Annotated in this window: 18 protein-coding genes; 5 read left to right on the forward strand and 13 right to left on the reverse strand. The window is 68.2% G+C overall.

The annotated features are described in order from the left end of the window. Positions 1 to 16: 16 nt before the first annotated feature. The 3 genes from SSPN_RS57540 to SSPN_RS0106550 form a co-directional block, all read right to left on the reverse strand. A complete protein-coding gene (locus SSPN_RS57540) occupies positions 17 to 166 on the reverse strand; it encodes a hypothetical protein (protein ID WP_170121581.1) in 150 nt (49 codons plus the stop codon). Positions 167 to 615: 449 nt separating this feature from the next. After that, positions 616 to 825 (reverse strand): ferredoxin, encoded by a 210-nt coding sequence (locus SSPN_RS0106545; protein WP_010693052.1) that lies wholly within the window; start codon positions 823 to 825, stop codon positions 616 to 618. A gap of 11 nt (positions 826 to 836) precedes the next feature. Next, positions 837 to 2045 carry a cytochrome P450 gene (locus SSPN_RS0106550; protein WP_010693053.1) on the reverse strand — a complete coding sequence of 403 codons (1209 nt, stop codon included), beginning with the start codon at positions 2043 to 2045 and terminating at the stop codon, positions 837 to 839. A 140-nt stretch (positions 2046 to 2185) separates the two neighbouring features. On the opposite strand from SSPN_RS0106550, the gene SSPN_RS42725 reads away from it, so the two are divergent. Both SSPN_RS42725 and SSPN_RS59375 read left to right on the forward strand, forming a co-directional pair. Continuing rightward, positions 2186 to 2665 (forward strand): TetR/AcrR family transcriptional regulator, encoded by a 480-nt coding sequence (locus SSPN_RS42725; RefSeq protein WP_010693054.1) that lies wholly within the window; start codon positions 2186 to 2188, stop codon positions 2663 to 2665. After that, positions 2601 to 2852 (forward strand): hypothetical protein, encoded by a 252-nt coding sequence (locus SSPN_RS59375; protein ID WP_337466341.1) that lies wholly within the window; start codon positions 2601 to 2603, stop codon positions 2850 to 2852. Before SSPN_RS42725 ends, SSPN_RS59375 begins: the two co-directional genes overlap by 65 nt. 2 nt (positions 2853 to 2854) lie before the next feature. Here SSPN_RS59375 and SSPN_RS0106560 read toward each other — a convergent pair whose 3' ends face one another. The 10 genes from SSPN_RS0106560 to SSPN_RS0106605 all read right to left on the reverse strand — a co-directional run bounded on the left by SSPN_RS0106560 (position 2855) and on the right by SSPN_RS0106605 (position 12247). Beyond that, a complete protein-coding gene (locus tag SSPN_RS0106560) occupies positions 2855 to 3235 on the reverse strand; it encodes a VOC family protein (protein WP_010693055.1) in 381 nt (126 codons plus the stop codon). A gap of 85 nt (positions 3236 to 3320) precedes the next feature. Beyond that, entirely contained in the window at positions 3321 to 4661 is a 1341-nt protein-coding gene (locus SSPN_RS0106565; RefSeq protein WP_010693056.1) for a uracil-xanthine permease family protein, read from the reverse strand. A 100-nt stretch (positions 4662 to 4761) separates the two neighbouring features. Further along, positions 4762 to 5760 (reverse strand): TIGR03842 family LLM class F420-dependent oxidoreductase, encoded by a 999-nt coding sequence (locus tag SSPN_RS0106570; RefSeq protein WP_010693057.1) that lies wholly within the window; start codon positions 5758 to 5760, stop codon positions 4762 to 4764. 19 nt (positions 5761 to 5779) lie between these two features. Then, entirely contained in the window at positions 5780 to 7180 is a 1401-nt protein-coding gene (gene hydA / locus SSPN_RS0106575; protein WP_010693058.1) for a dihydropyrimidinase, read from the reverse strand. Further along, a complete protein-coding gene (locus tag SSPN_RS0106580; protein WP_010693059.1) occupies positions 7177 to 8475 on the reverse strand; it encodes an aspartate aminotransferase family protein in 1299 nt (432 codons plus the stop codon). Before SSPN_RS0106580 ends, hydA begins: the two co-directional genes overlap by 4 nt. A gap of 11 nt (positions 8476 to 8486) precedes the next feature. Beyond that, positions 8487 to 9329: a nitrilase-related carbon-nitrogen hydrolase gene (locus SSPN_RS0106585; protein WP_010693060.1), complete on the reverse strand. Its 843-nt coding sequence runs from the start codon at positions 9327 to 9329 to the stop codon at positions 8487 to 8489. Positions 9330 to 9621: 292 nt separating this feature from the next. Beyond that, the gene (locus SSPN_RS0106590; protein ID WP_010693062.1) at positions 9622 to 10065 is read right to left on the reverse strand and encodes an SRPBCC family protein; all 444 of its coding nucleotides are present in this window, start codon (positions 10063 to 10065) and stop codon (positions 9622 to 9624) included. Positions 10066 to 10221: 156 nt separating this feature from the next. Next, positions 10222 to 10473, reverse strand: coding sequence for a DUF397 domain-containing protein (locus SSPN_RS42730; protein ID WP_044572651.1), 252 nt, complete (start codon positions 10471 to 10473; stop codon positions 10222 to 10224). An 18-nt stretch (positions 10474 to 10491) separates the two neighbouring features. Next, positions 10492 to 11337, reverse strand: a complete 846-nt coding sequence (locus SSPN_RS0106600; RefSeq protein ID WP_044572652.1) for a helix-turn-helix domain-containing protein — start codon at positions 11335 to 11337, stop codon at positions 10492 to 10494. A gap of 526 nt (positions 11338 to 11863) precedes the next feature. After that, the gene (locus SSPN_RS0106605) at positions 11864 to 12247 is read right to left on the reverse strand and encodes a DUF5313 family protein (RefSeq protein WP_010693068.1); all 384 of its coding nucleotides are present in this window, start codon (positions 12245 to 12247) and stop codon (positions 11864 to 11866) included. A gap of 189 nt (positions 12248 to 12436) precedes the next feature. On the opposite strand from SSPN_RS0106605, the gene SSPN_RS56465 reads away from it, so the two are divergent. From SSPN_RS56465 to SSPN_RS0106620, 3 genes are all read left to right on the forward strand, one after another. After that, positions 12437 to 12598, forward strand: coding sequence for a hypothetical protein (locus tag SSPN_RS56465; RefSeq protein ID WP_158309531.1), 162 nt, complete (start codon positions 12437 to 12439; stop codon positions 12596 to 12598). Between the two features lie 211 nt (positions 12599 to 12809). Then, complete coding sequence (locus SSPN_RS0106615; RefSeq protein ID WP_143539633.1) at positions 12810 to 13442, forward strand: hypothetical protein; 633 nt, start codon at positions 12810 to 12812, stop codon at positions 13440 to 13442. Between the two features lie 51 nt (positions 13443 to 13493). Continuing rightward, positions 13494 to 14294, forward strand: a complete 801-nt coding sequence (locus SSPN_RS0106620; RefSeq protein WP_010693074.1) for an SDR family oxidoreductase — start codon at positions 13494 to 13496, stop codon at positions 14292 to 14294. The last annotated feature ends 26 nt before the right edge of the window (positions 14295 to 14320 follow it).

Here is a 14320-nt window from a genome sequence, read left to right on the forward strand (position 1 = left end):
GCCCGACTGCGCTTCCTCAAGCGAGGCGCTCGGCCGCTGGGCCGATCGCCTCGATCACCTGGCCAGGGGTGCCCGGCTGCAGCCGCTGCGCCCACTTGGTCATCGCTCCCGCCACCGCCAGCAGTACAACCGACTCGACCGCCAGGGCCACCCACACCGTTGTCACTTCTTGCCTCCCTTCTGCAAACCTCCCCGCCTTCCGCGCGCGCTAGGCATTGCCGACAAAGGGCAGGACGAACGGAAGAGGGTTTGGGGAACCATCGCTTACGAAATCAATCGTAGGGCGTTGTATCGGTGGGATTAAAGGCACCCCACGGGTGTCTTCCATCGCACCCTCTTGGCCGATTCGAACAACTCCGCAGCAGTGGCGCAGCCCCTTCCCGCAGGAAGAATCCGGCGCGGCGGCTGTTCTGCCGGCTGCTGCGGACAAGATCAAGAAAGCCTTAAACGGGCCGGTCCAGGGACCTAATGCCCTGTGACCGTTACGTCACAGGCAGCAAGCTGCCGGATGGCGGCTCAACCGCGCCAGCGGCGCCATCTCCAGGAGAGGGGGAGGTGGCGCCGCTTAACGCGCCGCTACTCGGATGAGAAAGCGGTCCGCGATCTCCTGGTCGGCTACCGGTCGTCGACCAACGACAGCGCACCCGACGGGCAGACGTGCACCGCTTCCCGCACTGCGGCCACCGCGCTGTCGTCGCCGTCGTCGACCTCGGTCGCCAGCAGCACCACCCGGCCGTCCTCGTCGTTCTGGTCGAACAGCGCCGGTTCGGTCAGCACGCACTGGCCCGCGCCCACGCAGCGGTCCAGATCCGCCTCGATCCGCATGATCGCTCCTCTCACCAGGTCACGGGCATTTCGTAGATCCCGTAGATGGTGGCGTCGGACTTGAACGGTATGTCGTCGACGCCGACGGCCAGCCGCAGTCCTGGCAGCCGCCGGAACAACGTGTCGAAAACGATCTGCAGTTCCAGCCGCGCCAGGTTCTGCCCCAGACACTGGTGCGGGCCGAAGCCGAACGCGACGTGCCCGCGGGCGTTGCGGTTGATGTCCAGTTCGTCGGGCCGGTCGAAGACCTCGGGGTCGCGGTTGGCCGAGCTGGCCAGCGCGACAACACCCTCCCCTGCCCGGATCAGCACGCCGCCGATCTCGACGTCCTCCACCGCGGTGCGCGAGGTCCCCGCCTCGATGATGGTGAAGTAGCGCAGCAGCTCCTCGACGGCGGGCAGCGTCTTGGCCGGGTCGGCGACGATCTCCGCCAGCTGGTCCGGGTTCTCCAGCAGCGCCAGGGTTCCCAGCGAGATCATGCTCGCGCTCGTGTCGTGCCCGCCGATCAGCAACAGGAACGCCATCAGCACGAGCGCGTCGTGGTCGACCTCGCCGGTTTCGCGCTGCTTGCGGATCTGCCTGCCGATCAGGTCGTCGGTGGGCTCGTGCTCCTTGGCGGTCACCAACCCGTCCAGGTATGCCTGGATTTCCCCGATAGCGGCGCCGCGGCTCTCGGCGGAGGTCGTCCTCCGAAACAACCGGCTGGTTCGCTCCTGGAAGAAGTCGTGCTCGGCGTAGGGCACGCCCAGCAGCTCGCAGATCACCAGCGAGGGCACCGGCAGCGACATCGCCCGCACCAGGTCGACCGGGCGGGGCCCGGCGAGCATCTCGTCGATGCAGTCGTTGACGATCTGCTGGATGCGCGGTCGCATCGCCTCGATCCGCCGCACGGTGAACTCGCCGAGCACGGCGCGTCGGGCCGCGGTGTGCGCGGGCCCGTCCAACCCGATTATCGACGGTGCCATGAGGTCGGCGATGGCGCGCTGGCCGGACGAGAGCTGCGGGTATCCGGGACGGCGCAGGTTGGAACTCATCCGCGGATCGGTGAGCACCTGGCGGAAATGCTCGTGCCGGGTGACCAACCAGGCGGTTCCGCCGCCCGCCATCGGGACCTTGGTGACCGGCGCTTCGGCGCGCAGTTCGGCGTATTCCGGTTCGGGTGCGAACGGGCAGGTGCGAGCTTTCGGGTAGACCGCCGGGTCAATGGCTTGCTCCGACATCGTGGCTCCCTGATCACCGAGCGAACAAGTGGATGGATCTCTTCCGTCTTATAGCGAACCGGAACTTTCCCGTCCATCACTTTCGGCCTGGAACATGCGACAATCCGCCCAACCCAATGCACAGCACGCGAGCAACGATCATGATGACCGACGCCACGCCACGGCTGCGGGCCGACGCCCGCCGCAACCGGGACCGGATCATCGCGGCTGCACGGACCGTCCTCACCGAGCGCGGCACCGAGGTGCCGATGGAGGAGATCACCCGCGCCGCAGGCGTCGGGATCGGCACGCTGTATAGCCGCTTCCCAGACCGCGATTCGCTGCTCAGCGCCATCGGCCGGGACGCGTTCCAGCGGGTTCTCGACGAAGCCCGCACGATCTGCGACCGCGAGTCCGATCCGTGGCGCGCGCTGACCGGTTTCCTGCTGCGCGCGGTGGACCTGCACGGTGGACCTGCGCACGGTGATCCGGTTTTCCATGCTCTCCCCCCGCGCCAGGGGGATCCTGGGCACGGACCCGGCAGTCGACCAGGCCCGCAACGAACCGCTGGAAATCCTGGACGGGCTTGTACGCGGCGCACAGGCCAACGGTTCGCTGCGCCCGGACGTCAGCAGCGGTGACCTGGGTGTGATCCTGTCCCTCGTGCTGCAGGGTGTGCACGGCGCCCCCGACGACATCCGCCACGAAGCACCGGCCCGCTACCTGACGCTGATGCTCGACGGCCTGCAGGCCCGCCCCGGCACACCGCTGCCTGGCCGCCCAGTGACCGCGGCCGACATCGCGATGGTGCGGGGGGTGCCCGGGTGACGTCAGCTCGCCAGGTCGTCGGCCTCGAACATGCCGAAGATGTTGCCCTCGGTGTCCCGGCAGTAGGCCACCCAGCCCATGCCGGTCAGGGCGGTCTTGGGCATCGCAACCCGGCCGCCCGCGGTTTCCACGATCGACAGCATGGCCTCGACGTCGTCCACTTCCACAGTCGTCGCGAACGCCGCGATCGGCGTCTCGTCGGAGGGCTCGGGGCCCTCGCGGGGCAGCAAGCCGCCGTCGATACCCGGGCCTTCACCGGTCAAGACCAACAAGTACTGCTCGTCGCCCCACTGCTGGAACCGCCAGCCGAACACGGTCGAGTAGAACGTGCGGGCGCGGTCCACGTCTCCCGCGTGGATCTCGAAGTGCACGGGACGCAGCATGGCGGCCTCCTCGACGCCGGTCGTCGTCTGCGAACCTACGGCTTGCCAGCCGCACCCGCACTGACGATCAGAGACCGGGAGGCGGTCACCTGCGGGCGGGCACGAGCAACCGCAGCACGTGGTAGCCCAGCAGCGTCACGACGGTGCCCAGAGCGATGCCGCTGAGGCTGAACTGCGGGGTGATCTGCAGCGACACCCCGCCGATGCCGACGACCAGCCCGGCGGCCAGCGGCATCAGGTTGACCGGGTCGCCGAGGTCGACGCGGTTCTCCGTCCAGATCTTCGCGCCCAGCAGGCCGATCATGCCGTAGAGCACGACGGTGATGCCGCCTAGCACGCCACCCGGGGTCGCCGCGATCACCGCGCCGAACTTGGGGCACAACCCGAAGAGGATCGCCACGATCGCGGCCACCCAGTAGGCCGCCGTGGAGTACACCCGGGTGGCGGCCATGACTCCGATGTTCTCGGCGTAGGTGGTCGTGGGTGGGCCGCCGACAGCGCTGGAGAGCGTGCTGGCGAGGCCGTCGGCGAAGATCGCGCGCCCGAGGCTGCCGTCCAGCTTTGTGCCGGTCATCTCCTCGACGGCCTTGACGTGCCCGGTGTTCTCCGCGATCAGCGCGATCACCACGGGAAGCACGACGATGATCGCCGCCGCGTCGAACGACGGCGCGTGCAGCGTCGGCAGGCCGAACCAGCTGGCGTCCGCGACGCCGCTGAGGTCGAGCCGGAAGTGCGTGCTGACCACACCGCTGGCGTTCGGCGCGGTGATCGGTCCGAAGCCCAGGTCGAACAGCCACGACAGGGCGTAGCCGGCGACAAGCCCGATCAGCACCGCGATGCGGGACCAGAATCCGCGCAGCAGCACGCTGCAGCCGAGCACGAGGATCATGGTGATCAGCGCGATCCACTGGTCCTGCGGCCAGTACGACTCGGCGACTACCGGGGCGAGGTTGAAGCCGATCAGCATCACCACCGCGCCCGAGACCGCGGGCGGCAACAACCGGTGCACCACCTGCGGGCCGACGAAGTGGATGATCACCCCGACCACGGACAGCACGAGGCCGAGCACCAGGATCGCACCGGTGACCGTCGAGCTGTCCCCACCACCGGCCCGGATCACTGTCACCACACCCACGAAGGACGCGCTGCTGCCCAGGTAGCTGGGGATCTTTCCCTGCACGATCAGCAGGAAGAGGATGGTCGCCACGCCCGAGACCATGATCGCGAGGTTCGGGTCCAGTCCCATCAGCACCGGGAAGACGAAGGTGGCGCCGAACATGGCCACCACGTGCTGCGCGCCGAGCCCGACGGTGCGCCCCCAGGACAGCCGCTCGTCCGGAGCCACCGTCTCGCCGGGGCGCGGCGTGGAGCCGTCCCCGTGCAGTTTCCAGCCGATGCCCAGCTTCGCGCCGAGTCCCTGCCGCATGGCGCCCCTCCCCGTTCCACCCCGCCGATCGGGCTGCCACTTCGGGCGGAACTCTACAAACCCGGGGCCGTGTGACCGCCGCCGCAGGGGTCGTGGGGTGTCAGGACATGGCCGGGATGACGCTCTCGCCGTAGGCGTCCACTGTGGAGTCCACGGCATCGTGCATGGCGTAGATCGCGAACTGGTCCACTCCCGCGTCGCGGAGTTCCCGCAGTTTGTTCACGTGTGCCTGGGCAGGGCCGAGCAGGCAGAAGCGGTCCACGATCTCGTCCGGCACGAACTCGGTGCTGGGGTTGTCGGCACGCCCGTGGTGCGAGTAGTCGTAGCCGTCCCGGCCCTTGATGTAGTCGGTGAGAGCGGCGGGCACCGCCCCGGTGGTGTCGCCGTAGCGGGCGACCAGGTCGGCGACGTGGTTGCCGACCATCCCGCCGAACCAGCGGCATTGCTCGCGGGCGTGGTCGAGGTCGTCGCCGACGTAGGCCGGGGCCGCCACGCAGACGCTGATCGACGCCGGGTCGCGCCCGGCGTCACGGGCCGCCTGCCGGACGTGGTCGACCATCCACCGCGTCAGGTACGGATCGGCGAGCTGCAGGATGAAGCCGTCGGCCTGCCGACCGGCAAGCTCCAGGGCCTTCGGCCCGTAAGCACCCATCCAGATCGGCAGCCGGCCATCGCGTACCCACGGCAGGCGCACCGGGGTGCCGTGCAGCTGCACCTCTCGGCCCTCGGCGAGGTCCTTGATCACGTGCATGGCCTTTTCGAGCGTCGCGAGCGTGGTCGGCCTGCCCCCGGTGACGCGCACCGCGGAGTCGCCCCTGCCGATGCCGCACACCGTGCGCGGCCCGAACATGTCGTTGAGCGTGGCGAAGGTCGAGGCGGTGACCGTCCAGTCGCGAGTGGCCGGGTTGGTGACCATCGGGCCGACGGTCAGCCGCTCGGTTGCGGCCAGGATCTGGCTGTGGATGACGAACGGCTCCTGCCACAGCACGCAGGAGTCGAAGGTCCAGCCGTGGCTGAAGCCGAGCCGCTCGGCCCGGCGCATCCGGTCCACCACCGACCAGGCCGGCGGATCGGTCTGCAGAACAAGTCCGAAATCCATGCTTCATCCCCCAAGCCGGTCAGATCAGGTACTGGCAGGTGTCGCGCGGCAGGAACCGGCCGCGCCCGGCCCGGCCGCTGTAGGTGCCGGCGTCAACAACGACTTCGCCGCGGGACAGCACGGTGCGCACCTGTCCGGTGATCCGCTTGCCCTCGTAGGCGTTGTAGTCGACGTTCATGTGGTGCGTCTCGGCCGAGAGCACCTGCTCGGCGCGCGGGTCGTAGATCACGATGTCCGCGTCCCCGCCGGGCGCGATGGTGCCCTTGCGCGGGTGCAGGCCGAACATCCGGGCCGGGGTTGTGCAGGCCAGCTCGATCCACCTGCGGCGGCTGATGCGCCCCTCCACCACAGCCTGGTGCAACAGGTCGATCCGGTTCTCCACGCCCGGGATGCCGTTGGGGATCTTCGAGAAGTCGCCGCGGCCGAGCTCCTTCTGATCCTTGAAGCAGAACGGGCAGTGGTCGGTCGACACCACGGAGAGGTCGTTGGTGCGCAGCGCCTGCCAGAGGTCCGCCTGATGTTCGACCGGCCGCAGCGGTGTCGAGCAGACGTATTTCGCGCCCTCGAACTCCGGCCGCGCTAGGTCGTCGGTGGTGAGGAACAGGTACTGCGGGCAGGTTTCGCCGAAGACGTTGAGCCCGTTGTCGCGGGCCCGGGTGATCTCCGCGACTGCGTCGGCGGCGGAGACGTGCACGACGTACAGCGGTGCACCGGCCACTCTGGACAGCTGGATCGCCCGGTGCGTCGCTTCGGCCTCCAGCAGCGGGTGCCGGACCTGCCCGTGGAATTTCGGGTCGGTGCGCCCGGCGGCCAGCGCCTGCTGCACCAGCACGTCGATGGCGATGCCGTTCTCGGCGTGCATCATCGTCAACGCACCGTTGTCGGCGGCCTGCTGCATGGCGCGCAGGATCCGCCCGTCGTCGCTGTAGAACACGCCGGGGTACGCCATGAACAGCTTAAAACTGGTGATCCCCTCGGCGACCAGCGCGTCCATCTCCTTCAGCGCTTCGTCGCCGACGTCGGAGAGGATCATGTGGAAGCCGTAGTCGATCGCGCACCGCCCATCGGCCTTGGCGTGCCAGGCGTCCAGGCCCTCGCGTAGGGAGCCGCCGACCGGCTGGATCGCGAAGTCGACGATCGTGGTGGTACCGCCCCACGCAGCGGCCCGGGTTCCGGTCTCGAACGTGTCCGACGCAAACGTCCCGCCGAAGGGCATCTGCATGTGCGTGTGCCCGTCCACGCCGCCCGGGATGACGTAGTGCCCGGACGCGTCGATCACGCTGTCCGCAGTGGACACCCACTGCTCGGCGACGGTGGGCGCGGCGATCGCGGCGACCTGTTCGCCCTCGACGAGCACGTCCGCTCGGGTCTCCTCGGTCGCGGTGATCACCAGGCCACCGCGGATGATCGTTCGGCTCATCGCCGCCCCGCCTCCTCCAGCGCCGCCACCAGGATCTGACCGCCTTCGCGCGCCTCGGCCTCGGTGAGACTCAGCGGCGGCGCGACGCGCAGCACGTTGCCGTCCAGTCCGCCCTTGCCGATGAGCACGCCACGCCGCCGGGCCGATTCGAGCACCTCGGTGGCGATCTCCGGCGCGGGCGTTCCGTCGGCGTGCGCCAGTTCGACGCCGATCATCAGGCCTTTGCCCCGCACGTCGACGACCGTCGGGATCCGGCCGAGCGCTCCGTCGAGCTCTTCGCGCAGGACCGCACCGACACGCGCGGCGTTGCCCTGCAGGTCGTTGGCGAGGAGGTGGTCGAGGTTGGCCAGCGCCCCAGCGGCGGTGATCGGGCTGCCGCCGAAGGTGGAGATCGAGTTCGCCCGGACGCTGTTCATGATCTCGGCGCGGGCGATGACGCCACCGACCGACAGGCCGTTGCCGATGCCCTTGGCGAAGGTGACGATGTCCGGCGCCCCGTTCGCATCATGCGCCTGCCAGCCCCAGAAGTGCTCGCCAGTCCTCCCCCAGCCGGTCTGCACCTCGTCGCTGATCCACAGGATGCCCTGCCGGTCGAGGACCTCCTTGAACCGCGCGAACAAGCCGTCGGGCGGGGTGGCGAACCCGCCCACGCCCTGGATGGGTTCGGCGATCAGGCAGGCGACGTTGCCGTGCAACTGCCCGAGCACGTCCTCCAGATCGGACACGCACGCGGCGGTGAACTCCTCGTCCGGCAGGTCGGCGAGCGGTGTGCCGCGCCGACGGCTGCCGTGCACGTACGCCGTCTGCACCGGCGACAGGCTCGTCGGCGACCAGCCACGGTTGCCGGTCACCGCCAGCGCCGAGAACGACCGGCCGTGGTAGCTGTTGCGCAGCGCCAGCACCTGGTTCGAGGCGCGGTAGCCGGTGGCCAGCAGCAGCGCGGTGTCGTTGGCCTCGGTGCCGCTGGTCGTGAAGAACACCCGCGGGTCCTCGATGCCGGACAGCTCCGCGACCCGCTCCGCGAGCTCGATCATCGGGCGGTTGAGGTACAGCGTCGAGGTGTGCAGGATCTGGCCGGCCTGCGCGCTGACCGCCGCCGTCACCTCGGGCAGCGCGTGTGCCGTCATCGTCGTGAGGATGCCGCCGAAGAAGTCCAGGTACCGGTTGCCCTCGGCGTCCCAGACATGCCGGCCCTCGCCGCGCTCGATGTCGATCGGCTCGTCGTAGTACAGCGTGAGCCAGTCCGGCAGCACCGCGCGGTGCCGCTTGGTCAGCTCGGAGTGCGTGCTCGTCATCGTCGCTCCCCTCACGGCTCGGTCAGCAGGCGGTAGGCGTCGGGGCGCCGGTCGCGGTAGAACGCCCATTTCTGGCGGACCTCGTCGATCAGGTCGAAGTCGAGGTCGCGCACCACGAGTTCCTCGTCGGCGTCGCTGGCGGGCTCGCCGACGAACTGCCCGTACGGGTCGACGAAGTAGCTGGTGCCGTAGAAGTCGTTGTCGCCGTACTCCTCGACGCCGACTCGGTTGATCGCCGCGATGAAGTACTCGTTGGCGACCGCCGCGGCCGGTTGTTCGAGCTTCCACAGGTAGGACGAGAGGCCGCGGCTGGTCGCCGACGGGTTGTAGACCACCTGCGCGCCGGCCAGCCCGAGCGCCCGCCAGCCCTCCGGGAAGTGCCGGTCGTAGCAGATGTAGACGCCGACCCGGCCAACCGCGGTGTTGAAGACCGGCCAGCCGAGGTTGCCGGGCCGGAAGTAGTACTTCTCCCAGAACCCGGGCAGGTGCGGCAGGTGGTGCTTGCGGTACTTGCCGAGGTAGCTGCCGTCGGCGTCGATCACGGCGGCGGTGTTGTAGTAGAAGCCGGGGCCGTCGATCTCGTAGACCGGTACGACGACGACCATGCCGAGTTCCCGCGCCAGCGCGCACATCCGCTGCGTGGTCGGGCCGTCCGGCACCGGTTCCGCCCAGCGGTAGTGCTCCGCCTCCTGCACCTGGCAGAAGTACGGGGCGTTGAAGACCTCCTGGAAGCCGATGATCCGGGCGCCCTGGCCAGCTGCGGCGCGGGCGTGCTTCTCGTGCTGGTCGACCATCGAGGCGGTGTCGCCGGTCCACTTCGCCTGGACCAGCGCCGCACGAACGATGTTGGGCATGGTTGCGCTGCACCCCTTCGGTCTGTGATGCCCTCTAATACGACGTTCGGAGGGCGACCATGACGAGCCGGTCGGCCCGTTCACTGAAGGTATGACCAGCGGCCACCACGCGCAATGATCACGCGGTTACCCAGAGTTCCGGTTCTCTGCCTGGCGGGAACCTGACGTGCGCCCCGGCGAGCGAAGATGGCAGAAACGCACCGGCGCTTCGCCGTGCGAATTCCTTCGAACAGGCGAAGCGCCGGTGTGTCGGACACGGCGAGGAGCAGATGCGAATACTCGCCGCGCCTTGTCACGACTCCTTGGGGAGGGCGTCCAACTTCTCGAGAACTCCGGCGTAGATGCGCTTGAGACCGCCCGGGGCGAACGTTCGCTCGAAGAATCCGCCGATTCCCTTCGCGCCTTCCCACGTGGTCTCGATCCGCACGAGGCAGCCGCCGTTCTCCTCGCGCACCGTCCACGTGGTCACCATGCTGGAGTTCGCGTCGGTCTCGACGAGCTTGCCGGGCTCCGGCTCGCTCACGACGGCCTTGACGTCACGCACGCGTTTGGAGGTTGCCTGGAGCTTCCAGGTCGCGATCGTTCCCGCACCCGTGCCGCCTTCGACAACCGCGTAGTCCCGGTAGTGCTCGGTAAGGATCTTCGGCCTGCTTTGCGCGTAGTCGGCGATGATCGTCCGCACCTGCTCCGCGGATGCGCCGGTCCGGCGCTCCGCGCTGGCCGTGACCTTGCCCATGTCATTCCTCCAAGTAGCCGACGGCAGACTGCACCACCTATCTCACCAGCACGACGCACCACGTGCGTCACCAGTGCCCGGCCCGGGCGCGGCCGAGATCAGCACGACGGCAAGCAGGAACGCAGGCAACACAGAAAGAAGATCCATCGCCCACCCTCAGCGCAGCGACTCGACGAACCGAGACCACCGATCGACCGGGAAGGCCAAGACTGCACCGTCGGGGTCCTTGGAGTCTCGCACCCCGACGGCAGGTCCAGCGAAGGCGACCTCGACACAGTTGGCGTTCGCCCCACTCAGGCTGCTCTTGCACCAAGCCGCGTCGAGGAACGCCACCTCAACGCAGTTCGCAGCGGCGCTACTGCGGCTACTCTTGCGCCATCGCACAGTCCTTATGTCCAGCGCAGGCATCGTGCAAACCTCTCGTGGTCAAGCTTCGCCAACAACGCTCTTAATGAGCTCGGCCGTTGCACCCGGTGCAAGAGCCACGCCGAGGATATTCCGCAAACCCATGCGATAGGAGGCCAGATCTTGCTCTTCTTCCAAGAAGAGCATCGTGTAGTGGTTCTCGACATAGACGATGTCCGGCTCGTCTTGGAACTCAAGCAAGAGGAACGGCCCTTGCAGCCCGACGTACACACCAGCCGACGTCGGGACCACTCGTAGGACCACGTTGCGTGTATCAGCGATGGTCAACAGATGTTGCAACTGCCGCTTCATCACTCCGGATCCGCCGATCGTCCGGCGTAGGGCGTTCTCGTCGATGACCGCGAGAAACTGGGGCGCCTGCGACCTGGTGAGCACGATCTGACGCGCCATCCGCGTTGCGATGAGGCTCTCCAACTCATCCTCACTAAGCGTGTCGTCGATCGCTCGGAGGATTGCCCTGCTGTACTCCGCCGTCTGGAGCAGACCGGGCACGAACATGTTCTCGAAATTCTGGATGCGGCTTGCCTTGGCTTCGAACTCCATGAGGTTCTTCCAATTCTGCGGCAAGCCTGTTTGCCTTTCCCACCAGCCCTTCTGGTCGGCACTCTTGGCCAACTCGACCAACGTGTGCCGTTCCGCATCCGGGACGTGGTAGAGCCCGAGCAGTGCCGCCACGTCCTCGATCTGCAGGCCGCTGACGCCGGTCTCGATGCGGCTGATCTTACTGCCGGACACCCCAAGCTTGGCGCCTGCTTCAGTGCAGCTAAGTCCCGCTTTCTCCCGATATCGCCGCAATTCATTTGCTATCTGACGAGAACGTACTGACGTATGGCGGTTTCCCGGCATAGCAACCTCCTGCGAAGCGTTATTTTGATCAGGATCTCGAAGCCAGCGGACCGTCCACAATGACCTGATCGGATGATTGCTTGCAACCATCGCATCTTGCGAGCTTCACTGCATCAGCCCTGCAACCAAGGCAAACACGAGATCAATTCGGGAGAGCGCATGAGCGGCGAGCTCACGCGGAAGCGGACCGAACTACAACTGCGGATCATGTCCGAGATCGCCACGGAAAGTCCTGGCACATTCCGGCGCAGGCCGACAAGGGGCCGGTCACCGTCGCACTGCGGATTCCCGAGGTGCGCGTCACCGATTCGGCCGGGCGGCACATCCTGATCGGACCGGAACAGGCCGACGTGCTCGGTTCGAGCTGAGCAGCATCAGCGACTGGCTACAAGACGGCGACCGAGACTGGATCGAGCCCGACGCACAGCCCCGGAGAGGGTGGTGAGTGGTTGTTCCGGTAAGAACCGGTCTTGAGAACCGGAGCAACCACTCACGAGAGCAGTCGACACGGCGCAAACCGCCGCCGCTATTCCCACCACGGTCGGTAGCCGACGCCGTGCCTCGCCGCCCGGTTCACGTCCCGGCGGAGCTCCCGGGTTTCGCGCGCGACACCCGGCGCGAAACCGTGTTTGATGGAGCGGTGTTCGGCGGTCTCCCCCAGGTAGCAGACCGAATAGAACAGCCCGACCAGCAAGCCCAGCAGGATCGAGACCAGCCTGATCCACAGCGGACCGGGCAGCAGCACCAGGAGGCAGAACGGCGCCAACTGGGTGAGGGCGCGGCCGAGATGCCGCAGCACCCAGGTCGGGCACGTGACGTCGTGCAACACCCACTCGGCGCACCGGTCGGGAAGCTTGCCACCGAAGGCGTACCAGACCCATTGCGCTGGATTGGGCCGGTTCTTCGCCATTCGTCCAGGCTAGTCTTCGCGGGTTTTGGCCTGAGCCGCCCGTTCGGCCGGTCCTGGACAACGGCGCAATCCTATGGGCGGCGCGCCTCGGCTCCCGCACCCGTCCGCTCCACCGCGTGCGTCCCGCGACACATCTGCCGGATAGCCGGTAACGAACGGCGCCCTTGATCGATGTTCTGGGCAGAAGGGGTGAGCAAAGTGTTCGTCGTCGTTGTGGCCTTGCTGTTCGTGCTGATCTTGGGTGTTGTCATGTTCACCGATGTGCTGGACGGCAATCAGCCGTCGGGCCGTGGCCTGAAGGGCGCGGTGGCGCAGTTGCGGCGGGAGATCCGCCTGATCGGCCACCGCTGATCGTCCAGAATGGACTCCGGCCTCGCCTGCGGCGGGGCCGTTCTGGTCCGCCGGGGCGGCCGCACCCCCGCCCACCGGTGATGATCTTGCAATCCCCATCGGACCGGGGGGCTGGCGACCCGGACCCGCGGTGTCGTAGGGTTCGACCGGCCGCAATCACTCTTTCGAGTGAACGGCGGCGTCGCGAGCACACCATATGGCCGAGAGGTGGGTGACAACAGTGGGTAAGTCGTCGTTGCCGCGAGCCCGCACTCGGGGCCGCCACCGGCGGGTGGAACCCAAGACGTGGCAGCACGCCACTCCCCCACGGGTGATCGGCTACGCGGTCGCCGTGTTCCTCACCGTGATCGCGGTCAGCAGCGCCTACCACCGCACCGACGCGCCGCAGGCCCCCCCGGAACCGGGTCCGCAGGTGGCCGCCGCCCAGTCTGGGGCGAAGTTCCTCGTGCCACAGGTCACTCCCACCGTCCCGGACTTGACCGCCCCGACGCCGGAACCGCGGCTGGTCGCCAGCGTGACCCCCGAGCCTGGGCCGACCACCACCGGCACCGCGCCGACGACCACCAAGCCACCCGCGCAGACCGAGGCCCCGGAAACCACGAAGGCACCGAAGCCGACTTCCCGGACCTCGACCCCTGCGGAGTCCTCGCAGCCGGAGCCGACCCAGTCCTCCGAGCCGTCCCAGACCACGCAGCCGTCGGAGCAGCCGAACGAAACGGCCCCGCCTTCGCAGCCCGAGCCGGAGCCGACCCCGCCGAGCAGCTCCAAACCGACGCACCCAGGCCTGCTGCCGGAAGTCGGTGGCGTCATCGACGGCATCACCGGTCCGGTGTTGAACCGCTAGCCTTCGCGACCCAGGCACCCCGGTGGGACAGTTGATCCAGGGGGTGCCGACATGGACACAGTCGCGATCACCGGCGGAACCGGACACCTCGGGCGCGAGCTGGTGCGCCTGCTCAAGCCCACGCACCGGGTGCGGGTCCTGACGCGCCGCCCTGGCACCGACCCCGATGCGGAGTGGGTGCAGGGAGACCTCACGACCGGAGAAGGTGTCGCCGAGGCGGTGGCCGCCGCGCACACAGTGGTGCACGCGGCGACGTATTCCCCGGCCGCGCAGCGGGGTTTCATGCACCCGGTCGACTTCTGGCGCAGCCCGCCCGACGTGGACGTCGACGGCACCAGCCGGTTGCTCGAAGCTGCCACCGCGGCCCGGGTCCGGCACTTCCTGTACATCTCGATCGTCGGCGTGGACCGGCCGGCCATGCCGTACCTGCGGCTGAAGCACACGGCCGAAGAGCTGGTCAGCGTCGCCGACGTGCCTTGGTCGATCGTGCGCGCGACCCAGTTCCACTGGCTGCTGGACCGGATGTTCAACCAGGCTTCCCGGCTGCCGGTGCTGCCGCTGCCGGGCGCGCTGCCCACACAGCCCGCTGACGTCGGCGACTTCGCCGATTACCTGGTCGAATGCATCCGCGGCGGTGCCGGGCAGCGGCGCGAGGACTTCGGCGGCCCGGAGGTACTCACCCTCCGTGATGCGCTGCGGACCTGGCAACGCGCGCGCGGCATCGACCGCCGGGTGCTGGGGTTCCCGGCGCCGCATCGGCTGCGCCGCATCGCCACCGACATGACCTGCCCGGGCGGTCGCCGGGGCAAGATCACCTGGGCGGAGTGGCTGCAGTCGCATCCCGCCGAGTGACCGCCGTCCACCCCACGGCGGGCGCC

Source organism: Saccharopolyspora spinosa NRRL 18395 (assembly GCF_000194155.1).
In the GTDB taxonomy this organism is placed as follows: domain Bacteria; phylum Actinomycetota; class Actinomycetes; order Mycobacteriales; family Pseudonocardiaceae; genus Saccharopolyspora; species Saccharopolyspora spinosa.

Bases quoted from the DNA above. Each gene is read 5' to 3' on its own strand.
- SSPN_RS0106570 (WP_010693057.1), bottom strand. From the start codon at position 5,760: ATGGATTTCGGACTTGTTCTGCAGACCGATCCGCCGGCCTGGTCGGTG.
- SSPN_RS0106550 (WP_010693053.1), bottom strand. From the start codon at position 2,045: ATGTCGGAGCAAGCCATTGACCCGGCGGTCTACCCGAAAGCTCGCACC.
- SSPN_RS42725 (WP_010693054.1), top strand. From the start codon at position 2,186: ATGATGACCGACGCCACGCCACGGCTGCGGGCCGACGCCCGCCGCAAC.
- SSPN_RS0106590 (WP_010693062.1), bottom strand. From the start codon at position 10,065: ATGGGCAAGGTCACGGCCAGCGCGGAGCGCCGGACCGGCGCATCCGCG.
- hydA (WP_010693058.1), bottom strand. From the start codon at position 7,180: ATGAGCCGAACGATCATCCGCGGTGGCCTGGTGATCACCGCGACCGAG.
- SSPN_RS0106585 (WP_010693060.1), bottom strand. From the start codon at position 9,329: ATGCCCAACATCGTTCGTGCGGCGCTGGTCCAGGCGAAGTGGACCGGC.
- SSPN_RS0106560 (WP_010693055.1), bottom strand. From the start codon at position 3,235: ATGCTGCGTCCCGTGCACTTCGAGATCCACGCGGGAGACGTGGACCGC.
- SSPN_RS0106545 (WP_010693052.1), bottom strand. From the start codon at position 825: ATGCGGATCGAGGCGGATCTGGACCGCTGCGTGGGCGCGGGCCAGTGC.
- SSPN_RS0106600 (WP_044572652.1), bottom strand. From the start codon at position 11,337: ATGCCGGGAAACCGCCATACGTCAGTACGTTCTCGTCAGATAGCAAAT.
- SSPN_RS0106620 (WP_010693074.1), top strand. From the start codon at position 13,494: ATGGACACAGTCGCGATCACCGGCGGAACCGGACACCTCGGGCGCGAG.
- SSPN_RS0106565 (WP_010693056.1), bottom strand. From the start codon at position 4,661: ATGCGGCAGGGACTCGGCGCGAAGCTGGGCATCGGCTGGAAACTGCAC.
- SSPN_RS0106580 (WP_010693059.1), bottom strand. From the start codon at position 8,475: ATGACGAGCACGCACTCCGAGCTGACCAAGCGGCACCGCGCGGTGCTG.
- SSPN_RS0106605 (WP_010693068.1), bottom strand. From the start codon at position 12,247: ATGGCGAAGAACCGGCCCAATCCAGCGCAATGGGTCTGGTACGCCTTC.
- SSPN_RS42730 (WP_044572651.1), bottom strand. From the start codon at position 10,473: ATGCCTGCGCTGGACATAAGGACTGTGCGATGGCGCAAGAGTAGCCGC.